This is a genomic window from Nonomuraea sp. JJY05 (genome assembly GCF_043496855.1).
In the GTDB taxonomy this organism is placed as follows: Bacteria; Actinomycetota; Actinomycetes; order Streptosporangiales; family Streptosporangiaceae; genus Nonomuraea.
In genome coordinates this window covers 22,800-38,156 of sequence record NZ_JBIEIS010000053.1, presented here as the reverse complement: position 1 = coordinate 38,156, position 15,357 = coordinate 22,800, and the positions used below count along the sequence as shown (strand labels likewise).

The following is a 15,357-nucleotide window of genomic DNA, read 5'->3' as shown; positions in this document are numbered from 1 at the left end:
TCAGCCTCTCCTTTTGTGGTTCTCGATGGCCTCGAGGTACGCCTCGACGGTCCTCTTGGCCACGACGTGCCAGGTGTAGCGCTCCATGACGCGGTCGTATCCGGCCTTGCCCACGCGTTCGCGCTCCTCGGGGGAGTCGTGCAGGCGGCGCAGCACCGCGGCCAGCTCCTCGGGGTCGCCCGGGGCCACCTGGATGGCGGCGTCGCCGACGACCTCGGGCAGCGCCCCCGTACGGCTGGCCACCAGGGGCGTGCCGCAGGCCATGTGCTCGACGGCGGGCAGCGAGAAGCCCTCATAGAGGGAGGGGACGACTGAGATCTCCGAGGTGGCGATCAGCTCGCCCAGCTCGTCGTCGGAGATGCCGTGGACGAAACGCACCCGGTCCTCCAGCGACAGCTCCTGGACGAGCTGCTCGGTCGGGCCGCCGGGGGTGGGGCGGCTGACGACGGTGAGGTGCACGTCGCGCTCGGTCGCCAGCTTCGCGACCGCCCGCAGCAGCGTCGCGACGCCCTTCATGGGGGAGTCCGCGCTGGCCACCGCCACGATCGAGCCCTTGCGCCGGGGCTTGTCCGGGCGCGGGTGGAAATAGCGGGTGTCGACGCCGAGGGGGATCAGGCGCATGTTCGCCTGTGGGACGTTGAAGTCGCGGTGGATGTCGGCCAGCGACGACTCGCTGACGGTCAGGATCGGGCTCAGCCGGGGCGCGACGCGCGACTGCATCTTCACGAACCCGTACCAGCGGCGCAGGCTCAGCCGCTTCCCGCCGGTGGCGGCCTCGAGCTCGATGCGGCGGTCGACGCTGATCGGGTGGTGGATGGTGCCGACCACGGGGAACATCCGCTGGATTCCCAGCAGGCCGTATCCGAGGGTCTGGTTGTCCTGCACGACGTCGAAGTCACCGATGCGCTTCTTCAGCTCGCGGTAGGCCCGCAGCGTGAACGTCAACGGCTCGGGGAACCCCGCCGTCCACATCGTCCCGACCTCGAGCCAGTCGATCCAGTCGCGGTATTCGTGCAGCTTGGGCGTCCTGAACGGGTCCTCGTCGCGGTAGAGGTCGAGGCTGGGCACCTCGCGCAGGATGACGCCCTCGTCCAGTTCGGGATAGGGCTGGCCGGAGAACACCTCGACGTGGTGCCCCAGGGCGACCAGCTCGCGGCTGAGGTGGCGAAGATAGACGCCCTGGCCGCCACAGGTGGGCTTGCTGCGGTAGGACAACAACGCGACTCGCAGCGCTCGTTCCTGCCGGGCTGGCTCTTCCACGACACCCCTTTCTCCGCCGGTAGGGCCCTTGAGATGGGCGTGTACCGTGAAGATGACCTTAGTCCGAGAAGGCTACCATTCGGTAGGTCGGGTGGAATTGTTCACAATTACGGTTAAACGTCGTGCGAACTGCGACGTTGCTGTGACCGAGCGTGGTTCGGTGGAACGGGTTCTAGGTGGCTTGGTGCCCTATCTGGGTGCTTAGCTGTACATTCCGTCCCAAACAGATTGCTATACGCGATAGCTGGAGGACCCTTGGCCAGGCGAGCTCTGATCACCGGCATCACCGGCCAGGACGGTTCTTACTTGGCGGAGCACCTGCTCGAGCAGGGGTACGAGGTGTGGGGGCTGGCCCGCGGCCAGGCGAACCCGCGGGTGTCCAGGATGCGCAAGCTGCTCTCGGACGTGCAGGTGGTGCGGGGGGATCTGCTGGACCAGGGGTCCCTGATCTCGGCGGTGGAACGCGTTCAGCCTGACGAGGTGTACAACCTCGGGGCGATCTCGTTCGTGCCGATGTCGTGGGAGCAGGCGGAGCTCACGGCCGAGGTGACCGGGATGGGCGTGCTGCGCATGCTGGAGGCGATCCGGGTGTGCTCGGGGGCGTCACGGGGCTCGGGTGCCTCCCGACAGATCCGCTTTTATCAGGCTTCATCCTCTGAGATGTTCGGGCAGGTCAGCGAGACCCCGCAGAACGAGCGGACCGCCTTCCACCCACGCTCGCCGTACGGGGTGGCCAAGGCGTACGGGCACTTCCTCACGCAGAACTACCGCGAGTCGTACGGGATGTTCGCCGTGTCCGGGATCCTGTTCAACCATGAGTCCCCGCGCCGGGGGGCCGAGTTCGTCACCAGGAAGGTGTCCCTGGGGGTGGCCCGGATCAAGCTGGGGCTGGCCACCGAGCTGCGGCTGGGCAACCTGGAGGCGCGGCGGGACTGGGGGTTCGCCGGCGACTACGTCAAGGCGATGCACCTGATGCTGCAGGCCGCCAATCCCGAGGACTACGTCATCGGGACGGGGCGGATGAAGTCGGTCCGAGAGCTGGTGGAGGCGGCGTTCACGGCCGCGGGGCTGGACTGGGAGCGGTACGTGGTGACGGACCAGACGCTGCACCGGCCGGCCGAGGTGGACCTGCTGTGCGCGGACCCGAAGAAGGCGCGGGCGCAGCTGGGGTGGGAGCCGAGCGTGTCGTTCGACGAGCTGGTGGCGATGATGGTCGAGTCGGATCTGCGCCTGCTCTCGGACGGCGGCGACCCCGACCAGGACAGCTCCTGGCCGTGACGTCCATCTTTTACGGCGGGCCTGTGATGGCCTGGCGGTAGGTGCCCGGGGTCAGCCCGAAGTAGCGGGTGAACCAGCGGGTCAGGTGGCTCTGGTCGGCGAAGCCCGTCGCGGTGGCCGCCTCGCTGATCGCGGTGCCGCCGGCGATCAGCGTGCGGGCCGCTCTGAGCCGTAGCTGGCGCTGGTAGTCGCTGGGGGACAGCCCGTACTCCGCATGGAAGGCCCGGTAGACCGCGTAGCGGCTGGTGCCCGTGGCCCTCGCCAGGTCGTCGCTCGTGAGGTCGTCTCTGAGGCGGTCGTGGAGGAGCTGTCTGGCCTGCCGCGCGACCCTCGCCGACCTCCCGGCCCTGCCCTCCGGGGCGATCGGGGTCGTGGCGGCCCGCCGTACGATCGCCGCGACCGTGGCCGTGAGCAGCTCGTCGCGCCGCAGGGCCGTCGCGTCGGCGCTCAGGAGCGCCGTGTGCAGGGAGCGCAGCGCGCCTGCCAGGACGGGATCCTCGACCACGGGGGCGGTGAACAGCGGCAGGCCCAGGCGGCGGCCCGTCGCGTCCGTCAGGGCGTTCGACACGAGCTCCGGGCCGATGTGGAGGATCCGGTACGTGAAGCCGTGCGCGTTCGTGGCGTGGCCGTCATGGGGGTCCTCCGGGTTGAACGCCATGACCATGCCCGCCGAGCTCGTGTGGGCCGAGCCGCGGCAGGTGAACGACTGCGCGCCGGTCTCGGTGACCCCGAACGAGTAGGTCTCGTGGCTGTGCCGGTGGTACACGTGCCGCTCGAAGTGGGCATGCATGGCCTCCACCGGCCGGTCGGGGGACCGCCAGTATCGGGACCAGTCATGCGCCATCCATCCATTGTCTCCATGCCCATTGACAAACTAAATTTTTACGTAAAGGATTGTTTTTGCGATGAGAGACGTCCTGTACCTGGAAGAGATCGAGCAGGCCGAGGCCCTGCTCAAGCCGCAGCGCGTGGAGGTGCTGCGGCAGCTGGCCGAGCCGCGTACGTGCTCGGAGGTCGCCGAACGCCTCGGCCAGACCCCGCAGCGGGTCTACTACCACGTCAAACGGCTGGTCGAGGCGGGTCTCGTGGACCTCGTGTCCGAGCGCAAGGTGCGCGGGATCCACGAGGGCATCTACCAGGCCGGCGCGCGCTCGTACTGGCTGTCACCCCGGCTGGTGGGCCGCATCGGGCTGCGCAAGGCGCGTGACGAGCTGAGCCTGGGTTACCTGCTGGATCTCATGGAGGAGGTCCAGTCGGACATCGCGGCGCTCGACCGGAGCGCGCCCGAGCTGCCGTCGATCGGGTTGTCGGGGGAGATCCGCGTGCGTCCCGAACAGCGTCAGGAGTTCCTGAACGATCTGCAGACGATGCTGCAGGGGCTGTTCACGCGGTATGGCGGGGCGGAAGGGGACGCGTTCAAGCTCGCCGTCGCCTGCTATCCGAACGTCACCTCCGAAACCCCCGCAGACAACCCTGAGCCCGTCGTCAGCGACGGGACGGACCGGCCTCCAGCCGACACCCGACCGACGACCGACCAACCCTGAAACGGGCCGGCCTCCAGCCGACGCCCGACGACAACCGACCAACCCTGAACTCGCCAAAGGAGAAGATGACGATGACCGAGCCCATGACGCTTCGTGCCCGCATCCACGCGCCCGTCAAGGACGTGCGCCACGCCCTCACCGACCCGGCCGCGCTGCGGATCTGGCTGGCCGAGCAGGCCGAGGTGGAGCTGCCCGACCGGTTCGGGTTCTGGGGGCGTACCACGCCTGAGGGGGACGCGCCGCACCAGCGGCTGCTGCACGCCGACGAGCGCACGCTGCGCTTCGCGTGGGTGCTGGACGGCGAGGAGACGACCACCGAGTTAGGGCTGGAGGAGGATGGGGACGCGACGATCCTGACGCTGTCGCAGACGCACTTCGACTTCCAGGACGTCATCACGGGCAAGAGCATCCGGGGCGTGCTGCAGACGTACTGGTGCCTGGCCATCGCCAACCTGGCCGAGCACCTCGAAGGGCGCGAGCTCACACCCAAGGTCGACTTCACCTCCGCGGACCTGCGCGCGCAGGTCACCGTCGACGCCTCGCCGGAGAAGGTGTTCGCGTCGCTGATCGACTCGGAGGCGGTGACGCGGTGGTTCGGGTTCCCGATCGAGATCGAGCCGTACGTGGGCGGGCGCTTCGCGATGGGCGGCCTGGCCAACGACCCCAGCCCGGCCAAGGTGCTGGAGCTCGAGCCCGACCGCAGGTTCTCCCTGGACTGGGGCGGCTCGGGAGTCGCCACGTGGGAGCTGGAGGGCTCCGGCGGGCAGACGCGGCTGACGCTGGTGCAGAGCGGGTTCGACACGGCGCGCCCGCCGTACGCGGCGTGGGGCGGGATCCTGGCGGGCGTCTCGGAGCTGCGGCGCTACCACGAGATGCCGGACTGGCAGCCGGTCTTCACGAGCTGACGCTTCCGCACCAGCGTTCAAGACACGGCGGGGGCGGGACGTGGAGACTCGTGGCCATGCGTTTCGACACCAAGATCGGCATCGTGGTCCGCGCGGATCTGGCCGCATGGCAGAAGCTCAACGTCACCGCCTTCCTGTCCAGCGCGGTGGCCGGCGGGGTGCCGGGGCTCATGGGGGAGCCGTACGAGGACGGGTCCGGCAATTCGTACCTGCCGATGCTGCGCCAGCCCGTGCTCGTCTACACGGCCGACTTGGAGGGGCTCCGGGGCGTCCGGGAGAAGGCGGTGGGCCGGGAGATGGACGTGGCCGTCTACATCGAGGAGATGTTCAAGACGGGACACGACGCGGACAACCGAGCGGCCGTGCGGGGGGTGGAGGCCGATGAACTGGCGCTGGTGGGGGTGGCGGTCCATGGGGCGAAGAACGGTGTGGACAAGGTCCTGAAGGGCCTCTCCCTGCACCCCTGACCTTCTACCTCCACCACAACCGCCACTCCCGCTCTGACATTGCCTGACGTGACCAGGGCACTCCTTGACCCCGCCCCTCTGACCGGGCGCCCCCGCCCCGGCGACACCTGCCGTACGGCGAGAGTCCTGCCGTACCGCGAGGGCGCCTGCCGTAGCGCCGGGGATGGTGGCACCGCGAGGATGGCGGCACCGCGAGGATGGCGGCACCGCGAGGATGGCGGCACCGCGAGGATGGCGGCACCGCAGGGCTAGCGGCACCGGCAGCCATCCCACGGCGCTGATGGCCGTCCCAGACTCTGTGGATAACCCGACCCCATCCACAGAATCCCATTCGGCCGCCCACCACCGAGCCCCGCCGTAGCACCCTGGGCGCCATGCACCGCCGACACCACCCCACCCCGCTCCCCACGCCCAGCGGCCCTCCAGCACCCGCGACACCCCCTCCCGAAGCTGCAGCCTCCAAAAGAGAAGCACCGCCACCCGGAGCAGCACCCCCGAAAGAGCCACCTCCCACCCAGGAGAAGACCGATCCCGCGCTTCCCAAGACGCGGACGCCACCCACCCTGCCATCACTCGCCGACCGGACCGCCCGAATCACCCGAGCGATCCCGCAGGCCGTGGTCTGCCGCCAGACGGCCGCCCACATCTGGGGCCTGAACGTCCTGTACACCCCAGAAGCCGACTGGCCCATAGAGCTGACCGCCCCCGGCCACCTGGCCCTCCCCGGCTGCGTCACCTACCTGGCACCGCTCCCGCCCGAAGACATCACCATGCACAGGGGCGTCCGCCTCACCACCATGGAACGCACAGCCCTCGACTGCGCCCGCTGGCTGCCCCGGATGGTGGCGGTGGCGATCCTCGACCAGTTCGCCCGCCGAGGTGTCGATCTGGAAGCTCTGTGGCACCGCCCCCTCAACTCTTGGCGCTTACGCGACACCCTCGGCCTCGCCGACCGTGGCGCCGCCTCACCCAGGGAGAGCTGGCTGCGGGTCATCCTCGTGGAAGGCGGCTTCCCCAGACCCGCCACCCAGATCCGGGTCGAACTGGACGACGGCCGATTCGCGTACCTCGACCTGGGCTGGGAGGAGTTCCAAGTCGCAGTCGAGTACGACGGCCAGGAGCATCACACCTCACTCGCCGACCAGCAACGCGACACGGACCGCCGCGAGGAGCTTCGCCGACGCGGCTGGCGCGTGATCGCCGTCCGCCGAGACGTCATCCCCGGCCAGATCGCCGACCTCCTCCATCACGTGGCCAACGCCCTGATCGAATGCGGCTGGCAGCCCGGCCCAGAGCGCACCAACCACATCCTCCGCCGCATCCGAGCCGCCCGCCGCCGCTCCCGCTTCCGATTAACCAGCCACCCGCCACTCCAATCCACCACGCCGGGCGCGCCGGTTGCACCTCCATGTCCAAACGTGGGCCAGGCGCCCGCACCGAGGTGATAGCTGGGCGCTGTTCCTAACCATCGGCCAGGCGTCACCCCGGAGTGTCGGCCGGGCATCTCTCCGGGGTGCCGGTCGTGTGCCGCACCGAAGAGCTGGCCGGGCATCACTCCGGAGTGCCAGCCGCGTGCCGCACCGGAGTGTCGGCCGGGCGTCTCTCCGGGGTGTCAGCCGCGTGCCGCACCGGAGTGTCGGCTGGGCGTCTCTCCGGGGTGCCGGTCGTGTGCCGCACCGAAGAGCTGGCCGGGCATCACTCCGGAGTGTCAGCTGGGTGTCACTCCAGGGTGCCGGGTCGTGTGGCACGCCGAAGCGCTGGTCGGCATCACTCCGGAGTGACGGCGGTGCGCCACGCCGGAGTGTCAGCCGAGCATCACGTTGTGGCGTCGGTCGTACGTCACGCCGCAGCCCTGGTCGGGCGTTCATGGCGGGACGTCGGCTGAGCCGAGGTGGCCGGCAACAAGCCGTTGTAGTAGGCGGCAATAAGGGGGAGTTGATTGGCTGCGGTTGGTTGCTGCCGCCAGGGTCAGCCGACCGCGACAGGAAGCTCCTTGATGCCGTTGATGAAGTTCGAGCGAAGCCGGCGCGCAGGACCCGTCTGGCGGAGTTTGGGGCGTCGGCGGGCCAGCTGTTCGAACAGGACCCGGAGTTCGAGCTTGGCCAGGTGGTTGCCCAGGCAGAAGTGGGCGCCGCCGCCGCCGAAGCCGATGTGCGGGTTCGGGTCGCGGGTGATGTCGAAGACCTCGGGGTCGGAGAAGACCGAGGGGTCGCGGTTGGCGGCGGCGTAGAAGACCACGACCTTGTCGTCGGCCTTGATCTCCTGCCCGCCCAGCACCTGGTCGGTGGTGGAGGTGCGGCGGAAGAGGTTGACCGGGGAGACCCAGCGGACGATTTCGTCGGCGGCGGTCTTGGCGAGGGTGGGGTCGGCGACCAGGCGGGCCCACTGGTCCGGGTGTTCGAAGAGGGTGAGCATGCCGCCGGAGGCCGCGTTGCGGGTCGTCTCGTTGCCGGCGACCGCCAAGAGGAGGATGAACAGGTTGAACTCGTCCTGGTCGAGTGTCTCGCCGTGCTCGTTGGGCTGGAGGAGCTTGGTGACGATGTCGTTCTTGGGGGTGTCCTTACGCCGCGTCGCGAGTTCGTTGGCGTAGGCGTAGACCTCCATAGCGGCGGCCGAGCCCACCTCGGGAGTTTCCGAGTAGTCAGGGTCCTGGCTGCCGATCATGCGGTTGGACCAGGTGAAGAGCTTGTCGCGGTCGGCTACGGGAGCGCCGAGCAATTCGCAGATCACGTACAGGGGGAGCGGTGCGGCGACTTCGGTGACGAAGTCGATGTCGCCGGTGCACTTGTCGAGGAGGTCGTCGCAGATGTCGCGGATGTGCTCTTCGAGGGCGCCGATCGTGCGCGGCGTGAAGCCGCGGTTGACCAGAGAACGCCGTCTCGTGTGCTCGGGCGGGTCCTGGTTGAGCATCATGTGGCGCTGGAGATCGATCTGGTCCTGGGTCAGCTCTTCGAATAGGGCGAGCTTCTTGTATGAGGAGAACCGGTCGGAGTGCCGCGATACATGGACGACGTCCTCGTATCGGGTGACGGCCCAGAATCCGGGCTCGCCCTCGTGCCAGTGGACGGGGGAGTTCGCGCGGAGCCAGGCGAGCTGCTCGTGTGGTGGTCCGGTGGTTGCGTAAATGTCCCTGTCGACGAGGTCGATGTGCACCAGAGTCACCCTCTTGATCAAGCGCTTGGTTAAATGCTATCTGAAACGTGTTCTATTACGTCCCTGTACGACCGTCAAGGGGCAATGTAGTGGCGAAACAGCTCCACAAGAGGTCCGCCCACGTCGGGCATTCATCGGGGATGCGGCTTGTACCAGGTCCCTGCGGTCGCCGACGACGGCGGCCTGACTCGGCGGCGGGGAGCGGTGCGAGTCATCGCCCGTCTGTGCGCGAGCCATCGGCCGTCTGCGTGTGAGCCGCTGGTCGGCGCGCTGCCCTGCACCGCGCCGTCCCATATGCACGAGCCTCGGCCGGTCTTGATGCGAGACACGGTCGGCCCCGTCTGCCCGATAAGTCGGCCTGCGCGGCGAATCCGGTCAGCTGCAGCCGGTGCGCGTGCCCGATGCCGTCGGTGTGTGCGCGAGACGGTCGGCTCGTGCCCGATGGGCCAGCGTGCGCACCCGGTGTGGGTGGCCTACGTCTCGGGTGTGGTCACGTCGCTCGGTCCCGCACTGCTGGCCTGGCCTCGCCTCGCGTTGGGTCGCCTGGCGGGGGGTCGCCTGGCGTTGGGTTGCCTGGCGTTGCCTCGGGTCGCGTTGCCTCGCTTCGCGTCGCGTCGGGTCGCGTTGCCTCGCTTCGCGTCGCGTTGCCTCGCGTCGGGTCGCGTTGCCTCGCGTCGGGTCGCGTTGCCTCGCGTCGGGTCGCGTCGCTTCGGGTCGCGTCGCGTCGCCTCGCGTTGCCTCGCGTCGCCTCGGGTCGCGTCGCGTCGCGCTGGCTCGGCTGGGCCTCGCCTGGCGTTGCCCTGTAAGGGGCTTGCTTCACTGTGCCGCCTGGGTCTTGCTCCACTGCCCGTGCTGGGACGCCGGCCTGAGGCTGGCTGTGGGCTCAGTCCGTTGGGGGACGTTGGCTGGGGGATTGGTCCCTCGGAGACGTTGGCTGGGGGATTGGTCCCTCGAAGACGTTGACTGTGGGCTTGGTCCCTCGAAGACGTTGACTGTGGGCTTGGTGCCTCGGGGGGCGTTGGCAATGGGCTCTGGCCCTCGGGGGCGTTGGCTGTGGGTCGGGTCCCTTGTTGGGTGCCGGTCGTGGGCTGGGTTGCCGAGCACGGTCGCTTGGCGGGTTGGAGGGGTGGGCTTGAAGTTGGGTTTACCTCCGATGTATTTGGAGGCGCTAATTCGTGTATGTGAATGCAGCCATCGGAGCGGTAAAGTCGCTTCACAGGCGTCAGCCATCCTCAGGAGGTGTCTTTCGAGGTCACGGATCGGATGTATCCGTCTTGTCACCCTTGACACGCTCTGCCCGATCGCACGAGCATCATGAATCGAGACATCCGATGTATATGAGAAGGATGCGGTGTGAAGCTGCTGCGAGTTGGACCTGTCGGCCAGGAACGTCCGGTGGTCATGGATGACGCCGGCGACCTGCGCGACATCGGAGAGCCCGAGATCGACGGGGCTTTCCTCGCTTCCGGGGGAGTAGCGCGCGTCCGGGACGCGCTCGAGCGTGGTGCCCTGCCCGTCGTCGACGCCGAAGGGCTGCGGATCGGCGCGCCGATCGCTCGTCCAGGAAAGATCGTTTGCATCGGCCTGAACTACAGCGACCACGCCGCCGAGTCCGGACAGGATGTGCCGGCCGAGCCGGTCGTGTTCATGAAGGCCGCGAACACCATGGTCGGGCCGTACGACGAGGTGCTCGTGCCCAGGGGCAGTGTGAAGACCGACTGGGAGGTGGAGTTGGCCGTCGTGATCGGCCGGGAGGCCCGCTACCTGGGCAGCCGGGAGGAGGCGCTCGGCGTGATCGCCGGGTACGCGATCTCCAACGACGTCTCCGAACGCGAGTTCCAGCTCGAACGCGGTGGGCAGTGGGACAAGGGCAAGTCGTGCGAGACGTTCAACCCGCTCGGCCCGTGGCTGGTGACGGCGGACGAGGTGGGCGACCCGCAGAGCCTGCCGCTGCGCCTCTGGGTGAACGGTGAGCTGCGCCAGGACGGCGACACCAAGAACATGATCTTCGATGTGGCCGAGATCGTGCGCTACCTGAGTCAGTTCATGGTCCTGGAGCCAGGTGACGTGATCAATACGGGTACGCCGGCCGGCGTGGCGATGGGCATGCCGGGGCAGCCGTACCTGCGTGAAGGTGACGTGATGGAGCTGGAGATCGAAGGGCTCGGGCGGCAGCGCCAGATGGTGGGGCAGGCATGACGACTCCTGGCGCGTACCGGATCGTCGGGATGGAGACGCACGACGTGCGGTTCCCGACCTCGCGCGAGCTCGACGGCTCGGATGCGATGAATCCGGATCCCGACTACTCCGCGGCTTATGTCGTGCTCACGACCGATGACGGGTTCGAGGGGCACGGGTTCGCCTTCACGATCGGGCGCGGCAACGACATCCAGACCACGGCCATCAGCGCGCTCGAGCCGTACGTGATCGGCAAGGACGTCGAGGACCTCGGCGCGCTCTACAAGGACATGGTCAACGACTCGCAGCTGCGCTGGCTGGGGCCGGAGAAGGGCGTCATGCACATGGCGATCTCCGCCGTGGTCAACGCCCTGTGGGACCTCAAGGCCAAGCGGGCGGGCAAGCCGTTGTGGCGGCTGCTGTCCGAGATGTCCCCCGAGCAGATCGTCGACCTCATCGACTTCCGCTACCTGAGCGACGCCCTGACGCCGCAAGAGGCTCTCGAGATCCTGCGGAGCCAGGAGGCAGGCAAGGAGGAGCGGATCAGCCGGCTCGTCGAGGTCGGCTACCCCGCGTACACCACCTCCCCCGGGTGGCTCGGGTACGACGACGACAAGCTGCGCAGGCTCTGCAAGGAGGCCCTGGAGCAGGGCTTCAAGCAGATCAAGCTCAAGGTGGGCGCCGACCTCGAGGACGACCGGCGCAGGTTCAGGGTGGCCCGCGAGGTCTGCGGCCCCGACTTCCCGATCGCGATCGACGCCAACCAGCGCTGGGACGTCGGATCGGGCATCGAGTGGATCAACGCGCTGGGCGAGTTCCACCCCCACTGGGTCGAGGAGCCGACCAGCCCCGACGACGTGCTCGGCCACGCCGCCATCGCCAGGGGCATCGACCCCATCCCCGTGGCCACCGGCGAGCACGTCCAGAACCGCATCGTGTTCAAGCAGCTCCTGCAGGCCAACGCCATCTCCTACCTGCAGATCGACTCGGCCAGAGTCGGCGGTGTCAACGAGAACCTGGCGATCCTGCTGCTCGCGGCCAAGTTCGGCGTGCCGGTGTGTCCCCATGCGGGCGGCGTCGGGCTGTGCGAGCTGGTGCAGCATCTGTCGATGTTCGACTACGTCGCGATCACCGGCTCCATGGACAACCGCGTGATCGAGTACGTCGACCACCTCCACGAGCACTTCGTCGACCCCGTGGTCATCCGCAACGGTCGTTACGTCGCGCCGTCCGTGCCCGGCTTCAGCGCGGAGATGCATGCAGTGTCGATCGCCGCCCATACATTCCCCGGTGGCGAGGTCTGGAGGGACGCGTGAGCCTGAAAGCGATCGTGACCGGCGGCGGCTCCGGCATCGGGCTGGCCGCGGCCACCCTGCTCGCCGAGCGCGGCATGAAGGTCGCCTGCTTCGACATCAACCCGCCCGGCGAGCCGTTCATCGGGATCAAGGTCGATGTCACGAACGACGCGGAGGTACGGGCGGCGGTGGCGGAGGCCGCCGACCGGCTCGGTGGCATCGACGTGCTCGTCAACAACGCGGGCATCGGTGCTCTGGGCACCATCGAGGACAACCCGGACAGCGAGTGGCAGAGAGTGTTCGACGTCAACGTGCTCGGCATGGTCCGGGTCGCGCGGGCGGCGCTGCCGTACCTCAGGCAGTCCGAGCACGCCTCCATCGTCAACACGTGCTCGATCGCGGCCACCGCGGGCCTGCCGCAGCGCGCCCTCTACAGCGCGACCAAGGGGGCGGTGCTCTCGCTGACCCTCGCGATGGCCGCGGACCACATCCGCGAGGGCATCCGCGTCAACTGCGTCAACCCAGGCACCGCGGACACCCCGTGGGTCGCGAGGCTGCTCGACCGGGCCGACGACCCCGAGGGGGAACGCGCCGCACTGAACGCCAGGCAGCCGATGGGCCGCCTGGTCAGCGCGGAGGAGGTCGCCGCGGCGATCGCCTATCTCGCCAGTCCCGAAGCCGGTGCCACCACCGGGACCGCGCTCGCGGTCGACGGGGGCATGCAAGGGCTCCGCCTCAGGGCGTCCAACTAAGGAAGGTACCCCCCATGAAGTTCGGATCGGCGGTCGCGACGGCGGCCCTATTGGCGGTCGTCACCGCGTGTGGCTCGGGCACGACAACAGCCGGAGGAGAGGGCGGCGGCGGGAAGGTCGGCATCGACCACCCACGGGCCGACTCCAACTTCTGGAACTCCTACATCAAGTACGTCCCGCAGATGGCCAGCGAGTACAAGGTGGACCTCATGCCGCCCACCAACTCGCAGAACGACGTCTCCAAGCTGGTCAACAACGTGCAGGCGCTGGTCGGACAGGGCGCCAAGGCGATCATCATGGCCCCCCAGGACACCGGTGCCATCGCCAACACGCTGCAGCAGCTGGAGAACAAGAAGATCCCCGTCGTGAGCGTCGACACCCGTCCGGACAAGGGAAAGGTCTACATGGTCGTACGCGCCGACAACCGCGCGTACGGGACCAAAGCCTGCGAGTTCCTCGGTGAGAAGCTGGGGGGCAAGGGCAAGGTCGTGCAGCTCCAGGGCGCGCTCAGCTCCGTCAACGGCCGTGACAGGTCGGAGGCGTTCCTGGAGTGCATGAAGTCCAAGTTCCCCGGCATCACCGTGTTCAGCGAGCCCACGGAGTGGGAGGGCACCAAGGCCGCGTCGATGCTGCAGACCCGCCTGGAGCAGAACCCTGACATCAAGGGCATCTACATGCACGCCGGCGGCGTGCACCTGGCGCCGACGCTGCAGGTGCTGAAGCAGAAGAGCCTGCTCGTCCCGCCGGGCGACGCCAAGCACGTCTTCGTGGTGTCGAACGACGGCATCCCGGAGGAGCTCGAGGCGATCCGCAAGGGCGACATCGACGCCACGGTGTCGCAGCCGGCCGACCTTTATGCCAGGTACGCGGTCTTCTACGCCAAGGCCGCCCTGGAGGGCAAGACGTTCAAGCCCGGACCGACCGACCACGACAGCAACATCATCCAGCTGCCGAACGGCCTGGAGGACCAGCTCCCCGCGCCGCTCGTGACGAAGGACAACGTGGACGACAAGGGCCTTTGGGGTAATCAGGTCAAGTGATGAAAAATCACGTTGAAGCCCGAAACGTCGTCAAGCGCTTCGGACCCACTGTCGCGCTGAACGGCGCGGGGATCGCGATCGCCGGGGGCGAGACCCATGCGCTCGTCGGCAGGAACGGCGCGGGGAAGTCCACCCTCGTGTCGATCCTCACCGGGCTCCAGCCGGCCGATGAGGGCGAGGTGCTGTTCTCGGGAGAGGCGGCGCCCCCCCTCGCCGACCGCGACGCCTGGCGGCAGCGCGTCGCCTGCGTCTATCAGAAGTCCACGATCATCCCCGCGCTGACGGTCGCCGAGAACCTCTTCCTCAACCGCCAGTCGGCTAGGGGCGCCAGGATCAACTGGCGCGCGCTGCGGGCCAGGGCGCGCGAGCTGCTGGACACGTACGAGGTGGACGTCGACGCGCAGGCGCTGGCCGGTGATCTGACCGTCGAGCAGCGCCAGCTCGTCGAGATCGCTCGGGCGCTGTCGTTCGGGGCGAGGTTCATCATCCTCGACGAGCCGACCGCCCGGCTCGACGGCCCGGCCATCGAGCGGCTGTTCGCGCGCATGCGCTCACTGCGCGAGCAGGGCGTCACGATGATGTACATCTCCCACCACCTCGACGAGGTCTACGAGATCTGCCAGAGCGTCACGGTCTTCCGCGACGCGCGGCACATCGTGACCAGGCCGGTCGCCGACCTCCCCCACGACGAGCTGGTCGCCGCGATGACGGGGGAGGCCACGACGGCGTACGAGTCCCGCTCCCGCACACCCGGCGACAGGGTCGTGCTGTCGGGGGAGGGCCTCTCGCTCGGCGGCCGCTACGCAGATGTCGATATTTCCGTTAAATCGGGCGAGGTCGTCGGCCTGGCCGGCTCCGCGAGCAGCGGCAAGGTCGGCCTGGCCGAGACCCTCGTCGGGCTCCGCAGGGCCGACTCCGGCACGGTCACGGTCAACGGCACCCGGGTCAGACCGGGCGACGTGCCCGCCGCCATGGAGGCGGGCCTCGGGTTCGTGCCGGAGGACCGCCACCACGAGGGCTTCGTCCCGCTGCTCTCGGTGGGGGAGAACGCCACGTTCCCGATCGCCCGCAAGCTGGGCCGGTACGGCATCGTGTCGCCGGCCCGCGTGCGGACCAGGGCCAACGAGATGATCAACAATCTCGACATCAAGACGGAAGGTCCTGACCAGCCGGTCGGTGACCTGTCCGGGGGGAACGCGCAGAAGGTCGTGTTCGCGCGGGCCCTCGTGGACGACCCGACGGTGCTGGTCGTGATCAACCCGACGGCCGGCGTCGACGTCAAGGCCAAGCAGGCCCTGCTCGGCGCCGTCGAGGACGCGGTCGAGCGAGGCGCGGGCGCCGTCGTGGTCTCCGACGAGCTCGACGACCTGCGGATCTGCGACAGGGTGCTGGTGATGTTCCACGGCAGGGTCGTCAAGGACATGCCGCGTGGCTGGACGGACCACGAGCTCGTGGCCGTGATGGAGGGCATAGAAGATTGACCAC

At 68.5% G+C, this 15,357-nt stretch carries 13 protein-coding genes; 10 read left to right on the top strand and 3 right to left on the bottom strand.

Annotated elements, in window-relative coordinates:
• Nucleotides 1-1,260, bottom strand: a complete 1,260-nt coding sequence (locus ACFKCF_RS51650) for a glycosyltransferase family 4 protein (RefSeq protein WP_394503471.1) — start codon at nucleotides 1,258-1,260, stop codon at nucleotides 1-3.
• A gap of 255 nt (nucleotides 1,261-1,515) precedes the next feature.
• Here ACFKCF_RS51650 and ACFKCF_RS51645 point away from each other — a divergent pair, with 255 nt between their 5' ends.
• Nucleotides 1,516-2,538, top strand: a complete 1,023-nt coding sequence (locus ACFKCF_RS51645; RefSeq protein WP_394503469.1) for a GDP-mannose 4,6-dehydratase — start codon at nucleotides 1,516-1,518, stop codon at nucleotides 2,536-2,538.
• Between the two features lie 10 nt (nucleotides 2,539-2,548).
• Here the strand turns inward: ACFKCF_RS51645 and ACFKCF_RS51640 are convergent, their stop codons facing one another.
• The gene (locus tag ACFKCF_RS51640; RefSeq protein ID WP_394503467.1) at nucleotides 2,549-3,382 is read right to left on the bottom strand and encodes an AraC family transcriptional regulator; all 834 of its coding nucleotides are present in this window, start codon (nucleotides 3,380-3,382) and stop codon (nucleotides 2,549-2,551) included.
• Between the two features lie 61 nt (nucleotides 3,383-3,443).
• Here ACFKCF_RS51640 and ACFKCF_RS51635 point away from each other — a divergent pair, with 61 nt between their 5' ends.
• The 4 genes from ACFKCF_RS51635 (at nucleotide 3,444) to ACFKCF_RS51620 (ending at nucleotide 6,899) form a co-directional block, all read left to right on the top strand.
• Nucleotides 3,444-4,082, top strand: coding sequence for a helix-turn-helix domain-containing protein (locus ACFKCF_RS51635; RefSeq protein WP_394503465.1), 639 nt, complete (start codon nucleotides 3,444-3,446; stop codon nucleotides 4,080-4,082).
• A 71-nt stretch (nucleotides 4,083-4,153) separates the two neighbouring features.
• Nucleotides 4,154-4,987 carry an SRPBCC domain-containing protein gene (locus ACFKCF_RS51630; RefSeq protein ID WP_394503464.1) on the top strand — a complete coding sequence of 278 codons (834 nt, stop codon included), beginning with the start codon at nucleotides 4,154-4,156 and terminating at the stop codon, nucleotides 4,985-4,987.
• Between the two features lie 56 nt (nucleotides 4,988-5,043).
• Nucleotides 5,044-5,454: a DUF2000 family protein gene (locus ACFKCF_RS51625; RefSeq protein WP_394503462.1), complete on the top strand. Its 411-nt coding sequence runs from the start codon at nucleotides 5,044-5,046 to the stop codon at nucleotides 5,452-5,454.
• Between the two features lie 617 nt (nucleotides 5,455-6,071).
• Nucleotides 6,072-6,899 (top strand): DUF559 domain-containing protein, encoded by an 828-nt coding sequence (locus ACFKCF_RS51620; protein ID WP_394503460.1) that lies wholly within the window; start codon nucleotides 6,072-6,074, stop codon nucleotides 6,897-6,899.
• A 523-nt stretch (nucleotides 6,900-7,422) separates the two neighbouring features.
• Here ACFKCF_RS51620 and ACFKCF_RS51615 read toward each other — a convergent pair.
• Nucleotides 7,423-8,607 carry a cytochrome P450 gene (locus ACFKCF_RS51615; protein ID WP_394503458.1) on the bottom strand — a complete coding sequence of 395 codons (1,185 nt, stop codon included), beginning with the start codon at nucleotides 8,605-8,607 and terminating at the stop codon, nucleotides 7,423-7,425.
• 1,353 nt (nucleotides 8,608-9,960) lie between these two features.
• Between ACFKCF_RS51615 and ACFKCF_RS51610 the strand changes: the two genes are divergently transcribed.
• From ACFKCF_RS51610 to ACFKCF_RS51590, 5 genes are read left to right on the top strand one after another with little or no spacing between them, the layout of a single operon-like run.
• Nucleotides 9,961-10,806 (top strand): fumarylacetoacetate hydrolase family protein, encoded by an 846-nt coding sequence (locus ACFKCF_RS51610; RefSeq protein WP_394503456.1) that lies wholly within the window; start codon nucleotides 9,961-9,963, stop codon nucleotides 10,804-10,806.
• The gene (locus ACFKCF_RS51605; protein ID WP_394503454.1) at nucleotides 10,803-12,101 is read left to right on the top strand and encodes an L-fuconate dehydratase; all 1,299 of its coding nucleotides are present in this window, start codon (nucleotides 10,803-10,805) and stop codon (nucleotides 12,099-12,101) included. Before ACFKCF_RS51610 ends, ACFKCF_RS51605 begins: the two co-directional genes overlap by 4 nt.
• Nucleotides 12,098-12,832: an SDR family NAD(P)-dependent oxidoreductase gene (locus ACFKCF_RS51600; RefSeq protein WP_394503452.1), complete on the top strand. Its 735-nt coding sequence runs from the start codon at nucleotides 12,098-12,100 to the stop codon at nucleotides 12,830-12,832. The genes ACFKCF_RS51605 and ACFKCF_RS51600 overlap by 4 nt, the downstream gene beginning before the upstream one ends.
• A 14-nt stretch (nucleotides 12,833-12,846) precedes the next feature.
• Nucleotides 12,847-13,872, top strand: a complete 1,026-nt coding sequence (locus tag ACFKCF_RS51595; RefSeq protein ID WP_394503451.1) for a sugar ABC transporter substrate-binding protein — start codon at nucleotides 12,847-12,849, stop codon at nucleotides 13,870-13,872.
• On the top strand, nucleotides 13,872-15,353 hold the full coding sequence (locus tag ACFKCF_RS51590; protein ID WP_394503449.1) for a sugar ABC transporter ATP-binding protein: 1,482 nt from the start codon (nucleotides 13,872-13,874) through the stop codon (nucleotides 15,351-15,353). Before ACFKCF_RS51595 ends, ACFKCF_RS51590 begins: the two co-directional genes overlap by 1 nt.
• Nucleotides 15,354-15,357 lie beyond the last annotated feature (4 nt).